This is a genomic window from uncultured Bacteroides sp. (assembly GCF_902472605.1).
GTDB lineage: Bacteria > Bacteroidota > Bacteroidia > Bacteroidales > Bacteroidaceae > Phocaeicola.
Genome location: NZ_CABROP010000004.1, coordinates 67,075 through 90,579, shown reverse-complemented (window position 1 = coordinate 90,579; position 23,505 = coordinate 67,075). Strand labels below are relative to the sequence as shown.

Annotated in this window: 14 protein-coding genes; 10 read left to right on the top strand and 4 right to left on the bottom strand. The window is 46.5% G+C overall.

Annotated elements, in window-relative coordinates:
• Positions 1 to 25: 25 nt before the first annotated feature.
• A complete protein-coding gene (gltB, locus tag RDP42_RS01915; RefSeq protein ID WP_374046896.1) occupies positions 26 to 4,531 on the bottom strand; it encodes a glutamate synthase large subunit in 4,506 nt (1,501 codons plus the stop codon).
• A 336-nt stretch (positions 4,532 to 4,867) separates the two neighbouring features.
• Between gltB and RDP42_RS01910 the strand changes: the two genes are divergently transcribed.
• The 4 genes from RDP42_RS01910 to yfcE all read left to right on the top strand — a co-directional run bounded on the left by RDP42_RS01910 (position 4,868) and on the right by yfcE (position 12,400).
• Positions 4,868 to 6,751 carry an amidophosphoribosyltransferase gene (locus tag RDP42_RS01910; RefSeq protein ID WP_308762300.1) on the top strand — a complete coding sequence of 628 codons (1,884 nt, stop codon included), beginning with the start codon at positions 4,868 to 4,870 and terminating at the stop codon, positions 6,749 to 6,751.
• 214 nt (positions 6,752 to 6,965) lie between these two features.
• A complete protein-coding gene (locus RDP42_RS01905; RefSeq protein WP_308762299.1) occupies positions 6,966 to 8,144 on the top strand; it encodes an AAA family ATPase in 1,179 nt (392 codons plus the stop codon).
• A gap of 42 nt (positions 8,145 to 8,186) precedes the next feature.
• Positions 8,187 to 11,744 carry a pyruvate:ferredoxin (flavodoxin) oxidoreductase gene (gene nifJ, locus RDP42_RS01900; protein WP_308762298.1) on the top strand — a complete coding sequence of 1,186 codons (3,558 nt, stop codon included), beginning with the start codon at positions 8,187 to 8,189 and terminating at the stop codon, positions 11,742 to 11,744.
• Between the two features lie 116 nt (positions 11,745 to 11,860).
• Entirely contained in the window at positions 11,861 to 12,400 is a 540-nt protein-coding gene (gene yfcE, locus RDP42_RS01895) for a phosphodiesterase (protein ID WP_308762297.1), read from the top strand.
• 98 nt (positions 12,401 to 12,498) lie between these two features.
• Here yfcE and RDP42_RS01890 read toward each other — a convergent pair whose 3' ends face one another.
• The 3 genes from RDP42_RS01890 to RDP42_RS01880 form a co-directional block, all read right to left on the bottom strand.
• Entirely contained in the window at positions 12,499 to 13,917 is a 1,419-nt protein-coding gene (locus RDP42_RS01890; protein ID WP_308762296.1) for a DUF5723 family protein, read from the bottom strand.
• A 141-nt stretch (positions 13,918 to 14,058) separates the two neighbouring features.
• Positions 14,059 to 14,817, bottom strand: coding sequence for a LytTR family DNA-binding domain-containing protein (locus RDP42_RS01885; protein ID WP_308762295.1), 759 nt, complete (start codon positions 14,815 to 14,817; stop codon positions 14,059 to 14,061).
• Positions 14,810 to 16,852 (bottom strand): histidine kinase, encoded by a 2,043-nt coding sequence (locus tag RDP42_RS01880; protein WP_308762294.1) that lies wholly within the window; start codon positions 16,850 to 16,852, stop codon positions 14,810 to 14,812. The genes RDP42_RS01885 and RDP42_RS01880 overlap by 8 nt, the downstream gene beginning before the upstream one ends.
• A 252-nt stretch (positions 16,853 to 17,104) precedes the next feature.
• On the opposite strand from RDP42_RS01880, the gene RDP42_RS01875 reads away from it, so the two are divergent.
• The 6 genes from RDP42_RS01875 (at position 17,105) to RDP42_RS01850 (ending at position 23,469) form a co-directional block, all read left to right on the top strand.
• Positions 17,105 to 17,518: a PaaI family thioesterase gene (locus tag RDP42_RS01875; protein WP_308762293.1), complete on the top strand. Its 414-nt coding sequence runs from the start codon at positions 17,105 to 17,107 to the stop codon at positions 17,516 to 17,518.
• A complete protein-coding gene (locus RDP42_RS01870) occupies positions 17,515 to 18,657 on the top strand; it encodes an isochorismate synthase (RefSeq protein ID WP_308762292.1) in 1,143 nt (380 codons plus the stop codon). Before RDP42_RS01875 ends, RDP42_RS01870 begins: the two co-directional genes overlap by 4 nt.
• A 15-nt stretch (positions 18,658 to 18,672) precedes the next feature.
• On the top strand, positions 18,673 to 20,334 hold the full coding sequence (gene menD / locus RDP42_RS01865; RefSeq protein WP_308762291.1) for a 2-succinyl-5-enolpyruvyl-6-hydroxy-3-cyclohexene-1-carboxylic-acid synthase: 1,662 nt from the start codon (positions 18,673 to 18,675) through the stop codon (positions 20,332 to 20,334).
• Between the two features lie 7 nt (positions 20,335 to 20,341).
• Positions 20,342 to 21,166, top strand: a complete 825-nt coding sequence (menB, locus tag RDP42_RS01860) for a 1,4-dihydroxy-2-naphthoyl-CoA synthase (RefSeq protein WP_022354397.1) — start codon at positions 20,342 to 20,344, stop codon at positions 21,164 to 21,166.
• Positions 21,167 to 21,257: 91 nt separating this feature from the next.
• Entirely contained in the window at positions 21,258 to 22,316 is a 1,059-nt protein-coding gene (locus tag RDP42_RS01855; RefSeq protein ID WP_308762290.1) for an o-succinylbenzoate synthase, read from the top strand.
• 1 nt (position 22,317) lies between these two features.
• Entirely contained in the window at positions 22,318 to 23,469 is a 1,152-nt protein-coding gene (locus RDP42_RS01850) for an AMP-binding protein (protein ID WP_308762289.1), read from the top strand.
• The last annotated feature ends 36 nt before the right edge of the window (positions 23,470 to 23,505 follow it).

Sequence of the window (23,505 nt, the reverse complement as noted above, 5' to 3'; positions counted from 1 at the left end):
TAGTTTTTTACTGTTCAACAATTAATCAATAGTCACGCTGTACTTCTGCAATTTTCTGCTGCAATTTCCGCATCTGTTCCTCTGCCAGAACTTTCTTGTACTCAATCGGAGTTACCTGTATGAATTCTTCCACATAATGTCCCCAGTTATCGAGCATCGTACGAGCCAGCTGGGAACCTGTATACAGGTAGTGCTGACGAACCAGTTCATGCAGTTCCTTGCGGGCAGTAGCATCTTCCAGCAAAGAAAGTTCTACCATCTCCATGTTGCAGAAATAATCGAAGTTGCGGTCTTTATCCCATACGTAAGCCACACCGCCACTCATACCTGCGGCAAAGTTACGTCCGGTCTTACCCAAGACTACCACACGTCCACCGGTCATGTATTCACAGCAGTGGTCGCCCACTCCCTCTACTACAGCAATGGCTCCGGAATTACGTACAGCAAAACGTTCACCCACGCATCCGTTGATGTATACTTCACCGCTGGTAGCACCATACAACAAGGTATTACCTGCAATCACATTGTTTTCTGCCAAGAAGTTACTTCTTACAGGTGGCTGTACGGAAATGTGTCCGCCGCTCAAGCCCTTGCCCAGGTAGTCGTTGGCTTCACCTTCCAGCTTGAAGCTGACACCGTGTGGCAGGAAGGCACCGAAACTTTGTCCGGCCGAACCTTTGAACTTCACCTGAATGGTCTGTGCCGGCAAGCCAGCCTGACCATATTTGGCAGCTACCGCTCCTGACAACATCGCACCTACCGAACGGTCCGTATTGGAAATGGCATATTCCAACGATACTTCCTTACGGTTTTCCAATGCTTCACGTGCGGCAGCCAGCATGCTGACATCCTTCACATTTTCAATCTCGTGACGCTGTTCGGTCACATTATGCAGAGCAGCTCCGTTGTCTACCTTATGCAACAGTTTGCTGAAATCAAGCAACGAAGCTTTTTCGTTGGTAGTCGGACGTATTTCAATCAAGTCTGTACGACCTACGATATCTTCCAGACGAGAGAATCCCATTTCTGCCAAATACTCACGCACCTCCTGAGCCAGGAAGCGGAAGAAATTAACTACATAACGGTAATGGCCACGGAAGTGTGCCCGCAGCTGCGGATCCTGTGTAGCCACTCCCACCGGACAAGTATTGGCATGACACTTACGCATCATCACACAACCCAATACAATCAGTACGGAAGTTCCGAATCCGAACTCTTCTGCACCCAGCAAAGCCATGCTGATAATGTCTCGTCCGGTCTTCAACTGACCGTCGGTCTGCAAACGTACCTGACCGCGAAGACCATTAAGTACCAACGTCTGCTGTGTCTCGCTCAATCCGATTTCCGGAGAGATACCAGCATAACGCATGGAAGAGGCAGGAGAAGCTCCTGTACCACCTTCTGCTCCAGAAATGACAATCAAATCGGCCTTGGCTTTTGCCACACCGGCAGCAATGGTACCGATACCACTTTCAGCCACCAGCTTCACACTGATTTTAGCTTTCGGATTGACATTCTTCAAATCGAAGATCAGCTGTGCCAAGTCTTCAATTGAATAGATATCGTGATGAGGTGGAGGTGAAATCAAGGAAATACCCGGAATTGAATGACGGGTCTTGGCAATCACTTCGTTGACCTTGAAGCCCGGCAGCTGTCCACCTTCACCCGGCTTGGCACCCTGAGCCACCTTAATCTGAATTTCTTGGGCATTTACCAAGTATTCAGTCGTGACACCAAAACGTCCGGAAGCCACCTGTTTGGTCTTGCTGCACAAAGAGATGCCGTCGTAAGTTTCATGGAAACGCTCAGAATCCTCACCTCCTTCACCCGTATTACTGCGTGTGTTCAGCTTGTTCATGGCCAAAGCCATCGCTTCATGAGCTTCCTTGCTGATAGAACCGAATGACATGGCTCCTGTCACAAAGTGTTTCACGATTTCTTCTACCGGCTCTACATCGTCCAATGGAATCGGGTTACGACGGAAAGTGAAGAAGTCACGCAAGAAAATCGGACTTTCCTTCTCGTCTACCCGACGAGTATATTCTTTAAATTTGGCATAGCTACCTAAGCGAGTAGCCAGTTGCAGGGCACTGATGGTTTCCGGATTCCATGCATGTTTTTCTCCATCCTTACGGTAAGAGAACTGTCCGATATAAGGCAGCAAATCGCTCACCTCTTCTTCTTCAAAACCTGCATCATGGAATGCCTTGTAATCTTTGGCAATACTTTCCAGTCCCACACCTCCGATAGAAGAAGAAGGTGTACCGAAATAAGTAGAAAGGATTTCACTGCCCAGACCCACAGCCTCGAAAATCTTGGCTCCACGGTAAGAACGTATCGTACTGATACCCATCTTACTCATCACCTTGTAAAGTCCCTTGCAAACAGCCTTGATATAATTCTTTTCTGCCGTTTCATAGTTCAGCTGTACATCGCCCTTCTTTACCATGTCGTCCAAGATGGCAAATACCATGTACGGATTGATGGCGCTGGCTCCGTATCCTAACAGTAGAGCGGCATGCATCACCTCACGGATTTCACCGCTTTCTACAATCAACGCGGTCTGTACACGTTTCTGTACGGAAATCAAGTGATGGTGTACGGCACTTACTGCCAGCAAAGAAGGAATAGCGGCATAAGTCTTATCAATTCCACGATCCGAAAGAATGACATAATTTACACCTTCATCTACGGCTGCTTCTGCCTTCTTACATAAGTCGTTCAACGCTTCACGCAAGCCTTCGGCCCCCTTCGCAGCCTCAAACAGCATCGGAAGTTTTACAGTCTTGAAACCTTTGTAGCGGATGTTACACAAGATATCCAACTGTGTATTGTTCAAGATAGGATGCGGCAAACGCACCATCTTACAATGTGATTCGCTCGGCAACAGAATGTTCGTACCTACCGCACCAATGTATTCAGTCAACGACATTACCAGTTCCTCGCGAATCGGGTCGATAGGCGGATTGGTTACCTGCGCAAACTGCTGGCGGAAATAGTTGAACAACACCTGAGGCTTGTCCGACAATACAGCCAACGGGGTATCATTACCCATGGAAGCAGTCGGTTCTGCTCCGTTCATACACATCGGAGTCAGTGTGCGCTCTATATCTTCACGCGTAAAGCCAAAAGCCCGCAGATGACGCTCATAATCTGGCACAGAATTAGAAATCTTACGTCCACTACGCAGCGTATCCAATTCGATACGGTTAGTAGAAAGCCACTGACGATAAGGTTTGGCTGCTGCCAACTGGTCTTTCAATTCGCCATCGTAATAAATACGTCCTTCCTGGGTATCGACCAGCAAAATCTTACCCGGCTGAAGACGGCCTTTCTCCTTGATTGCCTCCGGTTCAAAATTGATGACACCAGCCTCACTGGCTACCACCATCATGTCATTCTTGGTAATCAGGTAACGTGCCGGACGCAATCCGTTACGGTCCAGCATACCTCCGGCATAACGTCCGTCGCTGAACAGCAAAGCTGCCGGTCCATCCCAAGGTTCCATCAAAATAGAGTGGTATTCATAGAAAGCCTTCAAATCTTCGCTGATCGGATTCTTGTCATTGAAGGATTCCGGTACCAGCATTGCCATGGCGTGGGGCAAGCTTAAACCAGACATGACGAAGAATTCCAACACATTGTCAAGTGAAGCACTGTCACTCATTCCCGGCTGGATAATCGGGCCAATTTTTTTCACATCGCCCAGCAAAGGAGTGGAGAGCACACTTTCACGGGCTTCCATCCATCCGCGGTTTCCACGAATGGTATTGATTTCTCCGTTGTGTGCCAGCAAACGGAACGGCTGTGCCAAACTCCAAGTAGGAAATGTATTCGTACTAAAACGAGAATGCACAATGGCCAGTCCACTGGTAAAGTATGGTTGAGTGAGGTCCTGGAAATATTCACGCACCTGCACAGAAGACAACATACCTTTATATATAATGCTCTTGCTGGACAAAGAAACAATATAAAAATCTTTATGATGTACACGACGTTCAATCTTCTTGCGTACTATATATAAGGTACGTTCGAAGTTCTCCAAATCGGTGGCTCCGGTGATAAACACTTGTTTGATGTCCGGTTCTGTTTCCTGCGCACTCTTTCCCAAAATGGATGAATTCACCGGCACAGAACGCAAATGCATCAATGACAAGCCTTCACGTTCCACCTCTTCTATCATGATACTTAAAATGGATTCTTGTTCTTTCAAATCTTTTGGAAGGAACACCAAACCCGTACCATATTTACCTTTTTCCGGAACTGGAATTCCTTGCAGCAGAATGAACTCGTGCGGAATCTGCAACAGAATACCCGCACCATCGCCCGTCTTATTATCTGCTCCTTCCGCACCACGGTGTTTCATATTTTCCAACACCTTCAGAGCGGCATCCACTAAATCATGCGATTTATTACCGTGAATGTCTACAATCATTCCTACACCACAAGCATCATGCTCGTACTCCGGATGATAAAGGCCGGAAGAAGCCGGACGACTTTCCGCGACTTCTGCTTTTTCTTCTTTCTTCATAAAATCTCCTGCTATCCTCATTTTGTCTTTCTTATTTAGCACCTAATTCACTATTTTCATTCTATTTGTCCACAAAAATAAGAATATTACTTCCGATATGACACTTTCAGGCAAATTTTCATAGCAATATTTTCCTCATCACATAGAGAGCCTTTCAATTTATATAAATAAGCATAGAAAAAATATCAATATAAAACCGAATATAATTGTTTTTATTACAATTATAAAATCAGGAAAGAATAAATCTATTTTTTCATCTACATGCATTTAGGGTTTTAAGAATTGTCTGTTATTTTGTAAAAGGAAAATTTTTCAATAATAGGAACCCAATAATAAATGGAAACATTAAAACATGAATGTGGCGTAGCCCTTATACGGCTTTTGAAACCACTGGAATATTATCAGGAAAAATATGGCACGTGGATGTATGGCTTGAACAAGCTGTACTTATTGATGGAAAAACAACATAACAGAGGACAAGAAGCAGCGGGATTAGCCTGCGTAAAACTACAAGCCAACCCCGGCGAAGAATACATGTTCCGTGAACGAGGATTAGGGGCCGGAGCTATTACTGAAATTTTCAATAATGTACATCAGCAATACAAGGATCTGACAGAAGAGCAACTGCACGATGCGGAATTTGCCAAAAAATGTCTGCCTTTTGCAGGTGAACTTTACATGGGGCACCTCCGCTACTCTACCACAGGCAAAAGCGGAATCTCTTACGTACACCCCTTCCTGCGCCGCAACAACTGGCGGGCCAAAAACTTGGCATTATGCGGAAACTTCAATCTGACCAATGTCGATGAAATCTTTGCTGAAATTACTGAAGCCGGACAACATCCGCGGAAATACGCCGATACCTATATTATGTTGGAACAGGTGGGCCACCGTCTGGACAGAGAGGTAGAACGCCTCTACAACCAATGCAAGGAAGAAGGACTGAAAGGCATGGACATCACTCATGCCATCGAAGACCGGATTGACCTGACCAACGTGCTGAAAACATCTTCCCCAAAATGGGATGGTGGATATGTAATCTGTGGAATGACGGGAAGCGGTGAAGCCTTCGCCGTACGCGACCCGTGGGGCATCCGTCCGGCATTCTGGTATCAGGACGATGAAATCATGGTATTGGCATCGGAACGTCCGGTAATTCAAACTGTTTTGAATATTTCAGCAGAAAGCATCCATGAACTGATGCCGGGACAAGCCCTCTTAGTAAACAAGAAAGGACAACTCCGCCTGGCACAAATCAACAAACCGGCTGTTGTAAAACCCTGCTCATTCGAAAGAATTTATTTCAGCCGCGGAAGTGACATTGACATTTACCGTGAACGAAAGAAATTAGGAGAAATGCTGACAGAGCCTATTCTTTCAGCAGTAGGACACGACATCGCACATACCGTCGTTTCTTTCATCCCCAATACGGCAGAAGTAGCTTTCTACGGAATGCTGCAAGGACTCGACAATTACCTGAACAAACAAAAAATCAAAGAGATAGAAGCACTCGGGCACAAGCCTGACCATCAGGAACTGGAAAAAATCCTGTCACAGCGTATCCGCAGTGAAAAAGTAGCCATCAAAGATATCAAATTGAGAACCTTCATTGCAGAAGGTAACACGAGAAATGATTTGGCCGCACATGTGTACGACATTACTTATGGCAGCTTAGTTCCCAAGGAAGACAACTTGGTCATCATTGACGACAGTATCGTACGTGGTACAACCTTGAAACAAAGTATCATCAGCATTCTTGACCGTCTGGAACCAAAGAAAATTGTCATTGTTTCTTCGTCACCTCAGGTTCGCTATCCGGACTACTATGGTATCGACATGGCCAGCATGGAACAATTCATCGCCTTCAAGGCAGCCATTGCCTTGTTGGAAGAACGTGATATGCAACACGTCATTGAGTATGCCTACAGAAAATCAAAAGAACAGTTGGCTTTGCCGAAGGAAAAGATGCGCAATTACGTAAAAGAAATTTATGCACCTTTCACCGATGAAGAAATTGCCGAAAAGATTGCCGACCTGCTGACTCCTGCAGGTACACGGGCAAAAGTTCAAATTGTATACCAGACTTTGGATGGCTTGCACGAAGCTTGTCCGGCTCACCCGGGAGACTGGTACTTCAGCGGAGACTATCCTACTCCAGGAGGGACCAAGCAGGTGAACAAAGCCTTCATCAACTGGGTAGAAGAGAACTACCAATTTTGACAAACAGACAATAGAGCTCTATTAATACACCTTAAAAGCATCTTTGTTTTTCAATCCGAAAAGCAAGGATGCTTTTACATTTATGTTCCTTTTTTCTCTACCAATGGCGGACAAAAAAAGACTCAAAAAATCTTTTTTAAAAAATGAATTTTTGACAACTCCAGTTTGCAATATTATGAAGTATTCGTATCTTTGCAGCGTAGAAAAAGAATTCATGGAAGCATTTTACAGAACACATAGCTATTTGGTAGAACATACCAACGCCCCTGTACGTCGTGACCTGATGGACGAGATTGACTGGAACGACCGATTGATTGGCATCAAAGGTACAAGAGGAGTAGGAAAAACCACCTTTCTTTTACAATATGCAAAAGAAAAATTCGGAACAGACCGTTCATGCCTGTTCGTCAACATGAATAATTTCTACTTTTCAGAATACAGTCTGGTGGATTTTGCAGGAGAATTCGTCAAACGAGGCGGAAAAGTACTGCTCATCGACCAAGTGTTCAAACTTCCCAACTGGAGCCATGACCTCCGCACATGTTACGAAAAGTATCCGCAACTTAAAATCGTATTTACCGGTTCATCAGTCATGCGACTGAAAGACGAAAACCCAGAACTGAACGGCATCGTCAAATCGTATAACTTGCGAGGATTCTCTTTCCGTGAATTTCTGAATCTACAAACAGGAAATCATTTTTCACCTTACACACTCAATGAAATCCTGCAAAACCATGAGCACATCGTAAAAACGATTCTGCCTCACATCAACCCGCTGAATTATTTTCAGGACTACATTCATCATGGTTTCTACCCTTTCTTCCTGGAAAAAAGAAACTTTTCGGAGAACCTGCTGAAAACCATGAATATGATGATTGAAGTGGACATTCTTCTCATCAAACAAATTGAACTGAAATATCTGTCTAAAATCAAAAAATTACTATATTTGCTCGCCGTAGACGGACCGGTTGCACCGAATGTCAGCCAGCTGGCCAGTGAGATACAAACCTCGCGTGCTACGGTCATGAACTACATTAAATACCTGGCAGATTCGCGACTCATCAACATGGTTTATCCCAAGGGGGAAAGCTTTCCGAAAAAGCCCGCCAAAATCATGATGCACAACACGAATCTAATGTATAGCATCTATCCGGTAAAGGTGGAAGAGCAAGACGTACTTGAAACCTTTTTTGTCAATACATTATGGAAAGACCATAAGGTAAACAAAGGAGAAAAAGGCACCTCTTTCATCGTAGACGATACCCTTCATTTCCGGATATGTGGAGAAGGCAGTAAATACAGAAGCAATCCGAATATTTACTATGCCATGCACAAAATGGAAATAGGACACGGCGACCAAATACCTTTATGGCTGTTTGGCTTTTTATACTGATAACAACATAACTGTATTACTCAATATTTAATTAGTAATTGTATGACTAAACAAAAAAAATTCATCACTTGTGATGGTAATGAAGCTGCTGCTCACATTTCGTACATGTTTACGGAAGTAGCTGCTATCTACCCTATCACTCCGTCATCTACCATGGCTGAGCATGTAGATGAATGGGCTGCCGCAGGTCGTAAAAACATCTTCGGCGAAACTGTATTGGTTCAGGAAATGCAATCTGAAGGTGGTGCTGCCGGTGCAGTACACGGTTCTCTTCAGGCTGGTGCATTGACAACTACTTATACTGCATCTCAGGGTCTTCTGTTGATGATCCCTAACATGTACAAAATAGCAGGTGAGTTCTTGCCATGTGTATTCCATGTATCTGCACGTACATTGGCTTCTCATGCACTGTGTATCTTCGGTGATCATCAGGATGTAATGTCTTGCCGTCAGACTGGCTTTGCTATGTTGTGCGAAGGTTCAGTACAGGAAGTTATGGATTTGGCTGGTGTAGCTCACTTGTCTACAATTAAATCTCGTGTTCCGTTTGTGAACTTCTTCGATGGTTTCCGTACTTCTCACGAAATCCAGAAGATTGAAAAGCTGGATAACGAAGATTTGGCTCCGCTTATCGATCAGAAAGCTTTAGCTGAATTCCGTGAACGCGCACTTAGCCCTAACAAACCGGTTGCTCGCGGTATGGCTGAAAACCCGGATCACTTCTTCCAGCACAGAGAATCAGGTAATCCGTTCTATGATGCAGTTCCTGCTATCGTAGAAGAATATATGAACGAAATCAACAAGATTACAGGACGTAACTACGGTCTGTTCGACTACTATGGTGCGGAAGATGCAGAAAACATCATCATCGCTATGGGTTCTGTAACAGAAGCTACTCGTGAAGCTATCGACTACCTGACTGCTCAGGGCAAGAAAGTAGGTTTGGTTGCTGTTCACTTGTATCGTCCGTTCTCTGCTAAGCACTTCCTGGCTAAAGTGCCTAAGACAGTAAAACGTATTGCTGTTCTGGATCGTACAAAAGAACCGGGTGCTAACGGCGAACCTTTGTATCTGGATGTAAAAGACGTATTCTACGGACAGAAAAATGCTCCGTTGATCGTAGGTGGACGTTATGGTCTGGGTTCAAAAGATACAACTCCGGCTCAGATTTTGTCTGTATACGAAAATCTGGAACTCCCGATGCCGAAGGATCACTTTACTATCGGTATTGTGGATGATGTTACTTTCACTTCTCTGCCTCAGAAAGAAGAAATCGCTCTTGGCGCAGAAGGTGTATTCGAAGCTAAATTCTATGGCTTGGGTGCTGATGGTACTGTAGGTGCTAACAAGAACTCTGTAAAAATCATCGGTGACAACACTGATAAATACTGCCAGGCTTACTTCTCTTACGACTCTAAGAAATCTGGTGGTTTCACTTGTTCTCACTTGCGTTTCGGTAATCACCCGATTCACTCAACTTATCTGGTAACTACTCCGAACTTCGTTGCTTGCCACGTTCAGGCTTACCTGCACATGTACGATGTAACTCGTGGTCTGCGCAAGAACGGTACTTTCCTGTTGAATACTATCTGGGAAGGTGAAGAACTGGCTAAGAACTTGCCGAACAAGGTTAAGAAATATTTCGCAGAAAACAATATTACTGTTTACTATATCAACGCTACACAGATTGCACAGGAAATTGGTCTGGGTAACCGTACCAATACTATCCTTCAGTCTGCATTCTTCCGTATCACAGGCGTTATTCCTGTAGACTTGGCTGTTGAACAGATGAAGAAGTTCATCGTGAAGTCTTATGGTAAGAAGGGTGAAGATGTAGTCAACAAGAACTACGCTGCCGTTGATCGTGGTGGTGAATACAAGCAGTTGACTGTAGATCCGGCTTGGGCTAACTTGGAAGTTGAAGCTGCCGCTGCCAACAATGATCCTGCATTCATCAACGAAGTTGTTCGTCCGATCAATGCTCAGGATGGTGACTTGCTGCCGGTATCTGCATTCAAGGGTATCGAAGACGGTACATGGCATCAGGGAACAGCTAAATACGAAAAACGTGGTGTAGCTGCATTCGTTCCGGAATGGAATCCTGAAAACTGTATCCAGTGTAACAAGTGTGCATACGTTTGTCCTCACGCTGCAATCCGTCCATTCGTTCTCGATGCAGAAGAACAGAAGGGTGCTAACTTCACGATGCTGAAGGCTGTCGGCAAGCAGTTCGACGGTATGACATTCCGTGTACAGGTAGACGTTCTCGACTGTCTGGGTTGCGGTAACTGTGCTGATGTATGTCCGGGTAATCCGAAGAAGGGTGGCAAGGCTTTGACAATGAAACATCTGGAAAGTCAGTTGCCTGAAGCTGCTAACTGGACTTACTGTGCTGAAAACGTGAAGTCTAAACAGCACTTGGTAGATATCAAGGCTAATGTGAAGAACTCACAGTTCGCTACTCCGTTGTTTGAGTTCTCTGGAGCTTGTTCTGGTTGTGGTGAAACTCCGTACGTGAAACTGATTTCTCAGTTGTTTGGTGACCGTGAAATGGTTGCTAACGCTACTGGATGTTCTTCTATCTACTCTGGTTCTGTTCCTTCAACTCCGTATACAACTAACGAAAAAGGTCAGGGTCCTGCTTGGGCAAACTCATTGTTCGAAGACTTCTGTGAATTCGGTTTGGGTATGGAATTGGCTAACAAGAAGCTGCGTAACCGTCTGGAAGACGCTATGAAGGCTGCTATCGCTGCTGAAGGTACTCCGGCTGAATACAAGGAAGCATTCCAGGAATGGATTGACGGACGTAACGATGCTGACAAGAGCAAAGCTGCTGCCGAAAAGATTATCCCGATGGTAGAAGCTGCAAAAGATAAATGTGCTTACTGTGCTACTATCGCTGAATTCAAAGATTATCTGGTTAAACGTTCACAGTGGATTATCGGTGGTGATGGTGCTTCTTACGATATCGGTTACGGAGGTTTGGATCACGTTATCGCTTCTGGCGAAGATGTAAACATCTTGGTATTGGATACAGAAGTTTACTCTAACACAGGTGGTCAGTCTTCTAAGGCTACTCCGCTGGGTGCTATCGCTAAATTTGCTGCTTCTGGTAAGCGTGTACGTAAGAAAGACCTGGGTCTGATTGCAACTACTTACGGTTACGTATACGTAGCTCAGATTGCAATGGGTGCCGACCAGGCTCAGACTTTGAAAGCTATCCGCGAAGCTGAAGCATATCCTGGACCGTCATTGGTTATCGCATACGCTCCATGTATCAACCACGGTTTGAAAGCTGGTATGGGTAAATCTCAGGCTGAAGAGGCTAAGGCTGTAGAATGTGGTTACTGGCACTTGTGGCGTTTCAACCCGGCTTTGGAAGACGAAGGTAAGAATCCGTTCTCACTCGACTCTAAAGAACCGGCTTGGGATAAGTTCCAAGATTACCTGAAAGGCGAAGTTCGTTTTGCATCTGTAATGAAACAGTATCCGACCGAAGCTGCTGACTTGTTCAACGCTTGCGAAAAGATGGCTAAGAAACGTTACGATTCATACAAACGTATGGCTGCAATGGACTGGAGCGACGAAAAAGCTGAATAATCCTATTTAGCCCTCATCATAGAAACGGCTGCCTGCATAAGGTGGCCGTTTTTTTATGACAAATGCACGCTTTTCACTAAGTTTGCAACAATTCTAATATAAATGATCTTTTTGATATGAAGTATTTAATTGTCTCAGATATCCATGGATGCCTGCCTGCTTTGGAACAGGTACTGCAATTCTATCACCAACATCACTACGATATGCTGCTCATCTTGGGAGATATATTGAACTATGGGCCCCGCAACGGACTCCCGGAAGGACTGAATCCCAAAGGCATTGCTGAAAGACTCAACGAAATGGCCGAACAAGTCGTAGCTATACGTGGCAACTGCGATTCTGAAGTCGACCAGATGTTGTTGAACTTCCCTATCCTGTCAGACTACACACTAGTAGTAGACGAAGGAAAGAAACTGTTTCTTACCCATGGCCATGTCTATCATGAAGAAAAACAACCCTGCAATGGATATGACGCTTTTTTCTACGGACATACCCATCTGTGGAAACTGGAGAAAACAGAGAAGGGCATCATTTGCAACACCGGCTCCATCACTTTCCCCAAAGGCGGAAACCCTCCTACCTTTGCCAGCTATGAGCAAGGAAAAATTACTCTCTACCAGCTGAACGGAGAAAAATTAAAAGAACTCTCCCTCTGAAAAGACATGAAAAAGACTGCCCCCACGTAACCCGTCACAAACAATACACGATTACGCTGGTAAGGCAGTCTCTATTTAATAGCAACAGATAATGATCTTTACAATTCAGAGAAGGGCTTCTGACCTCCTCCTAACGGGAAAGAAATGCCCAGGAAAGCATTCACAGCACGAGAATTGCTACCAAAGAACATATAATCAGTTCCCACAAACAACGAACCCAGTTTCACAGCCAAACCAAATGATTTACCTCCCGCCTGAATTGGAGAATAACTGATGGCTGCATTCAACCAGTTCTTAGGACGAACCGTAGCCAGGAATGTCAATTCATTCAATGTTTTCGGCTGAGCAAAACGGGCGGTATACATTGCCCCCACACTCACTTTATTATTCAACAACCCATATTCTCCGGCCAACAGCAAAGTGGAATACAAGCGAGTTTTTGTCTTTACTTTTTCAGGAGAACCTTCTTTAAAGTCAAAACGCTCGAATGACAAGAAATCTCCTCCAATATAGCGGTCATAGTTGGTGGCATCAATCGTCACATCCTCTCCTCCTGTCACCGTAGCAACGGTGGTTTCACTTTCCTTCCATTTCAAGAATCCCAAATCGAGGATAGAAGCCGATACAGTCAGGTTATCCCAGACCTTATAACTCGCCCCCAAATCGAGACCGAATCCAGAACCTGCAATACCTAAATCACCCCCGTCAAAATCAAAATCATCAATCCTTCCGTCACGATCAAATGTCATGCCTCCCCCTTTCAAGGTCGTAATCACATTGCCATCTGCCGCATAATCATAATGAGTCCCATACCAATTCTCAGGCTCCAACTCTCCACGCGATGCGGATCCGTAACGATTCAATTCAGGAACCTCCAGGTTCACGTTGAACTTGTTCACATTCATTTCGGCGCGAGCCAATCCCAGCAAAATCTTTACACGTGCACCTACAGTCAGTTTTTCTGTAATCCGCCGGGAATATCCTAAACCTACTTCGGCATACATCTTCATATTCAACGTCTGATTAGACATGTTGTAACTCTGACTGGTACCTGCAATATCTTCCAGTGAAAAACCATTCATGGTACGCATCATGGAAAACATATCCTTTGCCAATGCTACACCAAAATCTGCACGCAAACCGGCATTGACACTCCAGAAACCCTTTCCACTATACCAGCCAAAAGATAAAATATCTGTATTCAGATTGATATTAAAGCGGTTGTCATCCTTCAGACGATCAAACAACTGCCCATTTGAATAAAGTTCACTCCCGGAGCCTACCAGATCAATAATATCGCTCATACCCAACACATTAGAAGAGGCCGACATATTGAACGAACCCAGCACAGGGATATTAAAATAACCTTTTGTCGGTTGCAATCCCGGATTCAACTGTAAACGTGCACTTGTCCCTTCCATAAAATAGGAGGAACGCAGATACTGAGCCTGTAACGTTCCTCCCCATACCAGCATGCCTCCCAACAGAAGCAAGCCTTTACATCCTAAGTTTTTCATACCCTCTATGATTAAAATATAATACAAAAATAAAAATATTCATCATAGAGAAGAAAGCGGAAAGTGCACTCTTGCAACCAAACGACAGATATGTACCACCAAGCGCTTGTTTTTTGCAACCAAATAGCCAAAAACAATTTACTAAAGTTGGCAGAAGCGTTCCATCATCTCTTTCCGGTATTTTTTAGAGACCTGCAATTCATCCACTTCATTAAAAGGAGGATACATCACACATTGCCCACCTTGCACCATCAGCAAATAATTCATGTTAATAATATAGGACTGATGAATCTGTACAAAAGCGGTGTCATAAGCACACAAATTTTCAGCTCTTGTATTCCGTTTCAGGGGAATAAACGAACCGTTGGTCAAAGCCACTTCCCAAATTTTCCGGTCGGACACATACCGGAAATAACCAATCTCCGATACACGCAATATCCGTAAATCTCCCATCGGTGTAACCACCATAAAAGATTTTTCTCTCTCGTGCCCATTAGTCACCAAGAAATTCGTAGGGTTCTTCATGCCATCCGCTTCCCGCAGACGTCCTAAAGCCTTCGACAATTCCTCTGAGTCGACAGGCTTCAATAGAAAATCAAAGGCATAACTTCTCAATGCATCTATCAGGTATTTATTATAGGCTGTATAAAAAATAATATGCATGTCCCAGTTTTGAATTTCACGTATCTTGATAGCTACATCCATTCCCAACATGTCGGGAAGTTCCACATCCAAGAACAAGAGTTCCGGATGTTCTTTTTCAATCAAGCGAATGCCCGATTTACCGTTATGAGCTACCCCCTCCACGGATATCCACGGATATTTTTTTAATTCAAAACAAAGATTATCAATAGCCGCTTCTTCGTCATCTACAATAACCGCTTTCATTCTATCATTCATGTTTCTTCGTTTTCTTTAATTGATAAGAATAATTCAAAGGAACCACAAACCGAACTTCACATCCCAGTTCCTTGTTCTCTCCCATTTCCACGTTATTAATCCTTACCACAATAGGACGTGAATTATACATATTCAGCAATTGGATCGTTTGAGTAATCACCTTCATACCGGTGCCTGTACCATGGTTCACACTCCCTTGCCGGTAGCCTCCTCCATTGTCACAAACAGTAATCTCAGCCTGATTATCCTCTGTCCGACGTACCTTTATCTGCAACAGTCGTTTTCCTTCCTTTAACCTCAAGCCATGCTTGATGGCATTCTCTACAGGTATCTGCAACAGCATGGAAGGTACTTTCACTGCTTGCAAGTCTATCTGTTCATCTACCTCCAGCTGATAATGAAAGTCCGCTCCCAATGAGTCTTTCTCCAGATTCACATACGTCTCCACGAACTCCAGCTCATCTGCCAGTGACACCGCCAAACAATCCGTCAGTTCCAGGTTACGACGAATCAGCTTTGTCAATCCAATCAGATTTTTACTTTCTTCTTCTCCCTTATGCAGATTCATTTCCCGATTCAAGACATTGAATACAAAATGTGGAGAAATCCGGTTACGCACATTCTCCAAACGCAACGAAGTAATGGCATTCTGCATACGCCATTGCTCCTTCTCGCGCAGACGCTTCCGATATAAGATAATGAGAAAGACTACAGCTATCAGCAAAAAACAACCACCCACAATGACATACATCCACTGGTGCAGCTGAAGCACCTGATTTTCTTTCTCACGGATAAAAATCTCCTTTTTCATCAGTGTACTGTCTTGCGCATACTTCAGTTCGATTTCTGCTGCCCTCATTTTCACTCTCTCATTCCGTATGGAGTCATCCATACGATGGTTCTCTTGCAAATAATGATAGGCCTGTTTGTAGTCTCCCACCTTCTCGTAATAGCGTTGCAGGTAACGATTACGCACATGAATCATATTGGGCTCCACCTGATCGTATTTCCGGGCATGGTTCAATCTTTCCCTGGCCAACGACACATTTCCCTGTTTCAGAGCCAACTCCATCAACTGCGTGTCAATGCAATACAAAGCCGTAGAATGCTGGATAGAATCAAAGAACCCACGGCATTTCTGCAAGTAATAAGACGCTGAATCCAACTGGTCCAGCAACAGAAAGACCTCTCCTAAGTTAATCATGGTCAGGTTCCGTTCAAAGTTCATATCTGGATATTGATTGACTACCTTTAACGACCGACGAAAATAGGTTAAAGCAGTCTTATAATCCTGCCGGTAATAATACGAGTTTCCTCGGTTATTCAGGTAAATATGCTTCTCAAAAGGATGCATCTTGTCATAATATCGTGAAGCTAAATTATAATAATAATCACATGCTGCAAAATCACGTAACTCCATATTCACCTGAGCCAATCCATAATAAGCCGGAAATCGCTTTTCATCAGGCATGTCCAGCGAATCTGCAATAGACAATGAACGGTTATACCACAAAGCCCCTAAATCATAACGGCCCTGTTTTACATACACATCGGCCAAATTCAGACAAATGTCAGGCAAAGATTCCTTACTGCCTCCTCGCGTAGCATATTCAAAAGATTTCAAATAGCATTGACAAGCAGAATCTGCCAGCGATTTACGTACATAAATATTCCCTCTTGCATTATAAGCCATCGCATACAACTGAGCTATTTCCGGACTTCCGGAATGCGCGTCACAAAAGGCACTAATTCTATTTATAAAAAAAGAGGCCGAATCCAATCTGAACGACAGGAAACAACTTCTTACTTTCAAAAACATCAACCGATAATACATCAGACTATCCTTGACAGACGGCATAATCTGGTCGACCATCCGACTGACATGTTCAGGAGAATCAGCAGAGATTCTTTCCATCTGCTGATAGAACCTCTCGAAATAATCTACCTTATTCTTATGGTCCTTTCCCCCACACCCCATCATCAACAACAAGAAAAAAAGACCAATTCCTATTCCTCCTTTATAACAATTCTTCATAAAAAACTCGTTTCCTTTATCTATATAACAAAAATATAAAAAAATATTTCAATAAACAAAAAAGATTCCATTCTTTCTTGCAAGAGCCAAACTTGTTTTACGGATAGACAAATTTGCAAAGAAATTAGACAAAACAGATACTTTTTTTTCGTACAAAACTCTTACCCATAAAAAGTGAATTCTCAAACGAACCTCCCATGTTTTGCGAGGAAATGTGTACATTTGCAACTATAACTTCAAACTGACACACCCATGAATGATAAAACCTCTTACGAATTGCCTGATTTGAATCACTCCATGGGAGCTCATTTAGGCATTCAGTTTCTCGAAATGGAAGAGGGATATGTCAAAGCCCAAATGCCGGTCGATGAAAAGACCTGCCAACCATTTGGCATACTGAATGGAGGAGCTTCATTGGCCCTTGCAGAAATAGTAGCCGGACACGGTTCCATTCCATTGTGCGCCCCGGGAGAGATGCCCTGCGGCATTCAGGTCAGCGCCAACCATCTCCATATGGTACCCAAAGGCGACTATGTGATTGCGACCGGAAGACTGATTCACCGCGGCCGTACCTCCCATCTGTGGAACGTCGACATCACCAACTCCAACGGAAAATTGATTTCCACTGCACGTATTGTCAACCAAATAGTCAAGAAACGTCCATGAAAACGCCGGAAACCACTTATCACCACCTCATCGACTCATTTACCCGACAGGGAGTCTGCTTTGCCTTGTACCGACTCCCGTGGACAGACGAGCCGATTCTGGTCATGCAGGAAGAAGGAGAACCTACCTTCTTGTCTAATTTAGAAGCCCTCAACCAAAAGAAAGGCTTTCTTCTGGCTCCTTTCCAACTGACTGAAGCACGTCCGGCAGTACTGATTCAGCCGGATATCATGGCGCACGACTGGGAAAATATCAAACAAGCCTTGCAAGAATGGAGTCATCGCCACAAGGAATATACTGTGGGGTCGCCCGCTCTCCAGCCAGAGAAGACGGCTCCTGTCACACAGCCTTCCGAGAAAGAAGAAAAGGAACGCTATACTGAAACCTTCAGCCGCTTCATCTTGCCGCTGAAGGAAAAACAATTCCGTAAACTGGTGCTTTCCAGAAGCACCACCCATGCGCTTCCCCCACAGTTTTCTCCATTGGCTACATTCATACAGGCCTGCAACAGCTATCCGCGCATGATGATTTCCTTGTGCCACACTCCTTCTACCGGTACATGGATAGGCAGTACCCCCGAAATCATCCTCAGTGGGCACGAAAAGGAATGGCACACCGTAGCCTTGGCCGGCACCATGCCTATGCAGGGAGAAACCATGCCTACGGAATGGAGCAAGAAAAACCAAGAAGAGCAAGCATTCGTGGGAGAATACATCCGCAAAACCGTCAAGAAGTTCGGCACCAAACTGACCGAGAAAGGACCTTATACAGCCCGCGCCGGCCAGTTGGTACACCTGAAAACTGATTTTCATTTCTGCCTGAAAGATACCGACCATCTGGGGCACATACTTCAGGAACTACATCCCACACCCGCTGTCTGCGGTTTGCCTAAGGAAGAAGCCTATCGGTTCATTCTACAGACCGAACCGCACGACCGACTCTTCTACTCCGGCATCATCGGATGGATAGACCCAGAGGGCGATACCACCCTTTACGTCAACCTTCGCTGCATGCATTTGGAAGGAAATACGGCCACCCTCTATGCCGGAGGCGGCATCTTGCCCGACTCCACGGCCGATTCCGAATGGGAAGAAACGCAGCAGAAAATGAATACCATGCGCAATATTCTGTCAATCTAAAACGTATAAAGAATCATGTACACAGATAAAAAAAATATCCTGCAGCTGGTGGCCTTGCTGAAGGCACACCGGATACAGAAAATCGTGTTGTGCCCTGGAAGCCGCAACATTCCGATTGTACAAACCCTGACCAACATGCCGGAATTCACTTGCTATCCGGTGACCGACGAACGGAGTGCCGGATTCTTTGCCTTGGGACTGGCCCTGAACGGTGGCAGTCCGGCAGCAGTCTGCTGTACCTCGGGTACGGCTTTGCTGAACCTGCATCCGGCCGTGGCCGAAGCCTTCTACCAGCAAGTACCGCTCGTGGTCATTTCGGCCGACCGTCCTGCGGCATGGATTGGACAGATGGACGGGCAAACCCTTCCCCAGCCTGGCGTATTCGGTGGTCTGGTCAAGAAATCAGTCAACTTGCCGGAAGTACAGACGGAAGAAGACGAATGGTACTGCAACCGCCTCATCAACGAAGCTCTCATGGAACTCAACCACCATGGGAAAGGACCCGTACACATTAACGTGCCCATCAGTGAGCCCTTCTTCAAACTTCCGGTGACAGAACTTCCGGAGGCCAGGGTAATTACCCGCTACCAGGGGCTGAACGTGTATGAAAAGGACTACCAGCCACTCATCGACCGCCTGAACCGCTACCAGCGGCGCATGGTGGTAGTGGGGCAGATGAACCTGATTTACCTGTTCGACAAGAAATATACCAAGATGCTCTACAAGCATTTTGCCTGGTTCACCGAGAACATCAGCAACCAGACCATTCCGGGACAGCCCATCCGCAACATCGAGCCCTTGCTCTGCTCCATGGATTTTGAAGCTCAACAGAAGATGCGTCCGGAACTGCTCATCACCTACGGCGGACACATCATTTCCAAACGGCTCAAGAAATTCCTTCGCCGTCATCCGCCGGTAGAGCACTGGCACGTGGCTCCCGACGGGCAAGTGGCCGACCTTTTCGGTTGCCTGACTACCATCATCGAGATGGACCCGTTTGAATTCCTTGAAAAGATTGCGCCAATGATGGACAGCCGCACGCCGGAATATCCGCGTGCCTGGGAGGCTTTGTCCAAACAGATTCCACAGGCCGAATTCCCCTACTCCGAGATGAGTGCCATCGGGAAAGTCATCGGCCACCTGCCGGCCCCTTGTTCGCTCCACCTGGCCAACAGTTCCACCGTGCGCTATGCCCAATTGTTCCCGCTCCCTCAGGAAGTGGAGGTGCTGTCCAACCGCGGTACCAACGGAATTGAGGGTTCCTTGTCTACGGCCCTCGGTTACGCCACGGCCTCCAACAAGCTCAACTTCATCTTCATCGGTGACCTGAGCTTCTTCTACGACATGAATGCGCTCTGGAATGCCAACTACGGAAGCAACGTGCGCATCCTCTTGCTCAACAACGAAGGAGGAGAAATCTTCCATGCCCTTCCTGGACTGGAGATGCAGGAGAACAGCCGCCGCTTCATTACGGCTACACACCGCACCTCGGCCAAGGCTTGGGCCGAGGACCGTGGCTTCCAGTATCTTTCTGCCCATAACGACGAGGAACTGGACCGGGCGGTAGAAACCTTCACCCAGCCTTCCATCACTTCACAACCGATGCTGCTCGAAGTATTTACAGAGAAAGACAAGGACATTGAGCACCTGAAAACGTATTATCACAACTTAAAATAACCATATTATGTCACAACCCAGAGAATGGAAAACCATCAAAGAATACCAGGATATTCTGTTTGATTTCTATCATGGTATTGCCAAAATTACCATCAACCGTCCGCGATATAGAAACGCATTTACCCCGACCACTACTTCTGAAATCAGCGATGCCCTGCTCATCTGCCGTGAGTGCCAGGACATCAACGTGGTGGTACTGACTGGAGCCGGCGACAAGGCCTTCTGCTCCGGCGGCGACATGCACGTGAAAGGTCACGGAGGTTATGTAGGTACCGACGGTGTACCCCGCCTGAACGTGCTCGACGTACAGAAACAGATTCGCTCCATCCCGAAACCGGTCATTGCCATGGTCAACGGATATGCCATCGGGGGCGGACACGTGCTCCACGTGGTCTGCGACCTGACCATCGCTTCTGAAAATGCCATCTTCGGACAGACAGGTCCTCGGGTGGGTAGCTTCGATGCCGGATTCGGCTCTTCTTACCTGGCCCGCATTGTGGGGCAGAAAAAGGCTCGCGAAATCTGGTTCCTCTGCCGTCAGTACTCTGCCCAGGAAGCCCTGGAAATGGGACTGGTGAACAAGGTCGTACCTTTCGACCAGTTGGAAGACGAAGTAGTGGAATGGGCCGAAACCATGATGCAGCACAGCCCGCTGGCCCTGCGTATGATCAAGGCCGGACTGAACGCGGAACTGGACGGACAGGCCGGTATTCAGGAACTTGCCGGAGATGCGACCATGCTGTATTACATGACCGATGAAGCGCAGGAAGGTGGAAAGGCATTCCTCGAAAAACGGAAACCCGACTGGAGCAAGTATCCTAAATTCCCCTGATTAACCATCTGAATAAGTATATGCCGGACAGAAAGCAGAACCCTCTTTTGCTCTCTGTCCGCTTATTGTTTCATCCCTTACAGAATTTATCATGTATTCACTGAAAATATTTCCACGTACCCTTCATTTCAAACAACCGGCCGGTACTTCCCGCGGGGTGTATCATGTGCGGCAAGTATGGTACCTTCTGCTTACTGATACAGAAACCGGACAGTATGGTGTGGGCGAATGTGCCCCCCTACCTGCCTTGAGCTGTGACGACCTGCCCGACTACCCTCGCCTGCTGACCGAAATCAGTGAAAAGACCGCAGCCGACGGTCGCATCGACTACGAGGCGCTTCGTCCTTATCCTTCCATCCTCTTCGGACTGGAAACAGCCTTTGCTCACCTGCAGGCCCGAAGCCTGAGATTCTGGGACACCCCCTTCAGCCGGGGTACACAAGGTATTCCTATCAACGGACTGATTTGGATGGGCAATTTTGATGAGATGTACCGCCGCATCGAAGAAAAGATGAAAGCCGGATTCCGGTGCATCAAAGTAAAAATCGGTGCCATCGAATTTGAACGGGAACTGGAATTGCTGGCTCACATCCGTCAACATTTCTCCGCTTCCGACATCGAACTGCGTGTAGATGCCAACGGAGCTTTCCAACCGGAAGATGCCCTTCGAAAACTGACACAACTGAACGAATTCCAGCTTCATTCCATCGAACAGCCAATACGGGCCGGACAATGGGAAGCGATGAAGGCCCTGTGTGTCGCCTCTCCTTTCCCCATTGCACTGGACGAGGAACTGATTGGTGTAAACGAAATTGACCGGAAAAAAGAACTGTTAGATACCATCCGCCCGCAATACATCATCCTGAAACCGTCGCTCCACGGGGGCATCCGAGGAGCCGAAGAATGGATTTCCCTGGCCCAGGAAAGAGGCATCGGCTACTGGGTAACTTCAGCCCTGGAATCGAACATCGGCCTGAATGCCATCGCACAATGGTGTGCCACGCTTCATCCCACCATGCCGCAAGGACTGGGCACTGGCCTGCTCTTTACCGACAACCTCGACTATCCGCTGCACATCGAGGGGGACTGCCTGTGGTTCCATCCGGAAGAAAAGGCGCCCGATTTTCTGACTTTCTTGAACCGTATCTGACATGAGCCATCCTACCTTTATCACCGACATTGCCCGTCAGCACATCCGAATAGAAGGAGTAGACTATTCGGCCGCAGAGGCCCGTTCCCGCCAGAAAGGACGCCCCAGCCTTCTACAGGAAACCTTCTATGCACGATACGGAGCAGACAGTTTCCAAGCCTCTTTGGCCGATTTCCTGCGTGAATGGTTCGATGACCACGACACCGTACTGGTACACACGTCCGGCTCGACGGGGACACCCAAACCGCTGCATGTAGAGAAACAACGCATGATGCAAAGTGCCATGCTGACGGTCAGTTTCCTGGGATTGCATACAGGCGACACCGCCCTGCTCTGCATGCCATTGAAATACATCGCCGGAAAGATGGTCGTCGTACGGGCGCTGGTGGCTGGACTGGACCTGCTGCCTGTCACTCCCAGCGGACATCCGTTAGCCCAGACAAGCACCACCCCCGTTTTTGCGGCCATGATTCCCATGCAGGTATACAATTCCTTGCAAGTACCTGAAGAGAAAGAACGCCTTCAGCAAATCCGTCATCTCATCATCGGCGGAGGAGCCATCGATACGTCTTTGGGAAACCAACTGTTGTCATTCCCCCACGCGGTGTGGAGCACGTACGGCATGACTGAAACCCTGTCACACATCGCCCTACGACGACTCAACGGACCGGAAGCGTCCGACTGGTACACGCCTTTCCAGCACGTCAAGCTGTCTCTTTCCCCGGAAAACGCCCTGACCATCGAGGCACCGGCCGTTTGTCCGGAGATTCTGACGACAAACGACATCTGCGAGTTCAATGCGCAGGGACAGTTCCACATTTTGGGACGGAAAGACAACACCATCAACACGGGGGGCGTCAAGGTACAAATTGAGCAAGTGGAAAACGCGCTGCGGGCTACCCTCACCTGTCCTTTTCAGGTGACTGCCGTGCCCGACCCCAAGTTCGGTGAACGCATCGTGTTGCTACTGGAGGACCCGGAAGCAGCTTGTCCTGAATCTGTGCTGACAGAGGCCTTCCATTCCCTTTCCCCCTATTGGCGACCCAAACAGGTTTTCCGTATCCGGCAGTTACCGCAAACCGGTACCGGCAAACCCGACCGGGCAACAGCCCGCAAGCTGGCCCAAGAAATTGCAGAGAAAGAAACGAAATAAGCGGTTGTCCGCTTGTGTATGAGCATTTGATTCTTT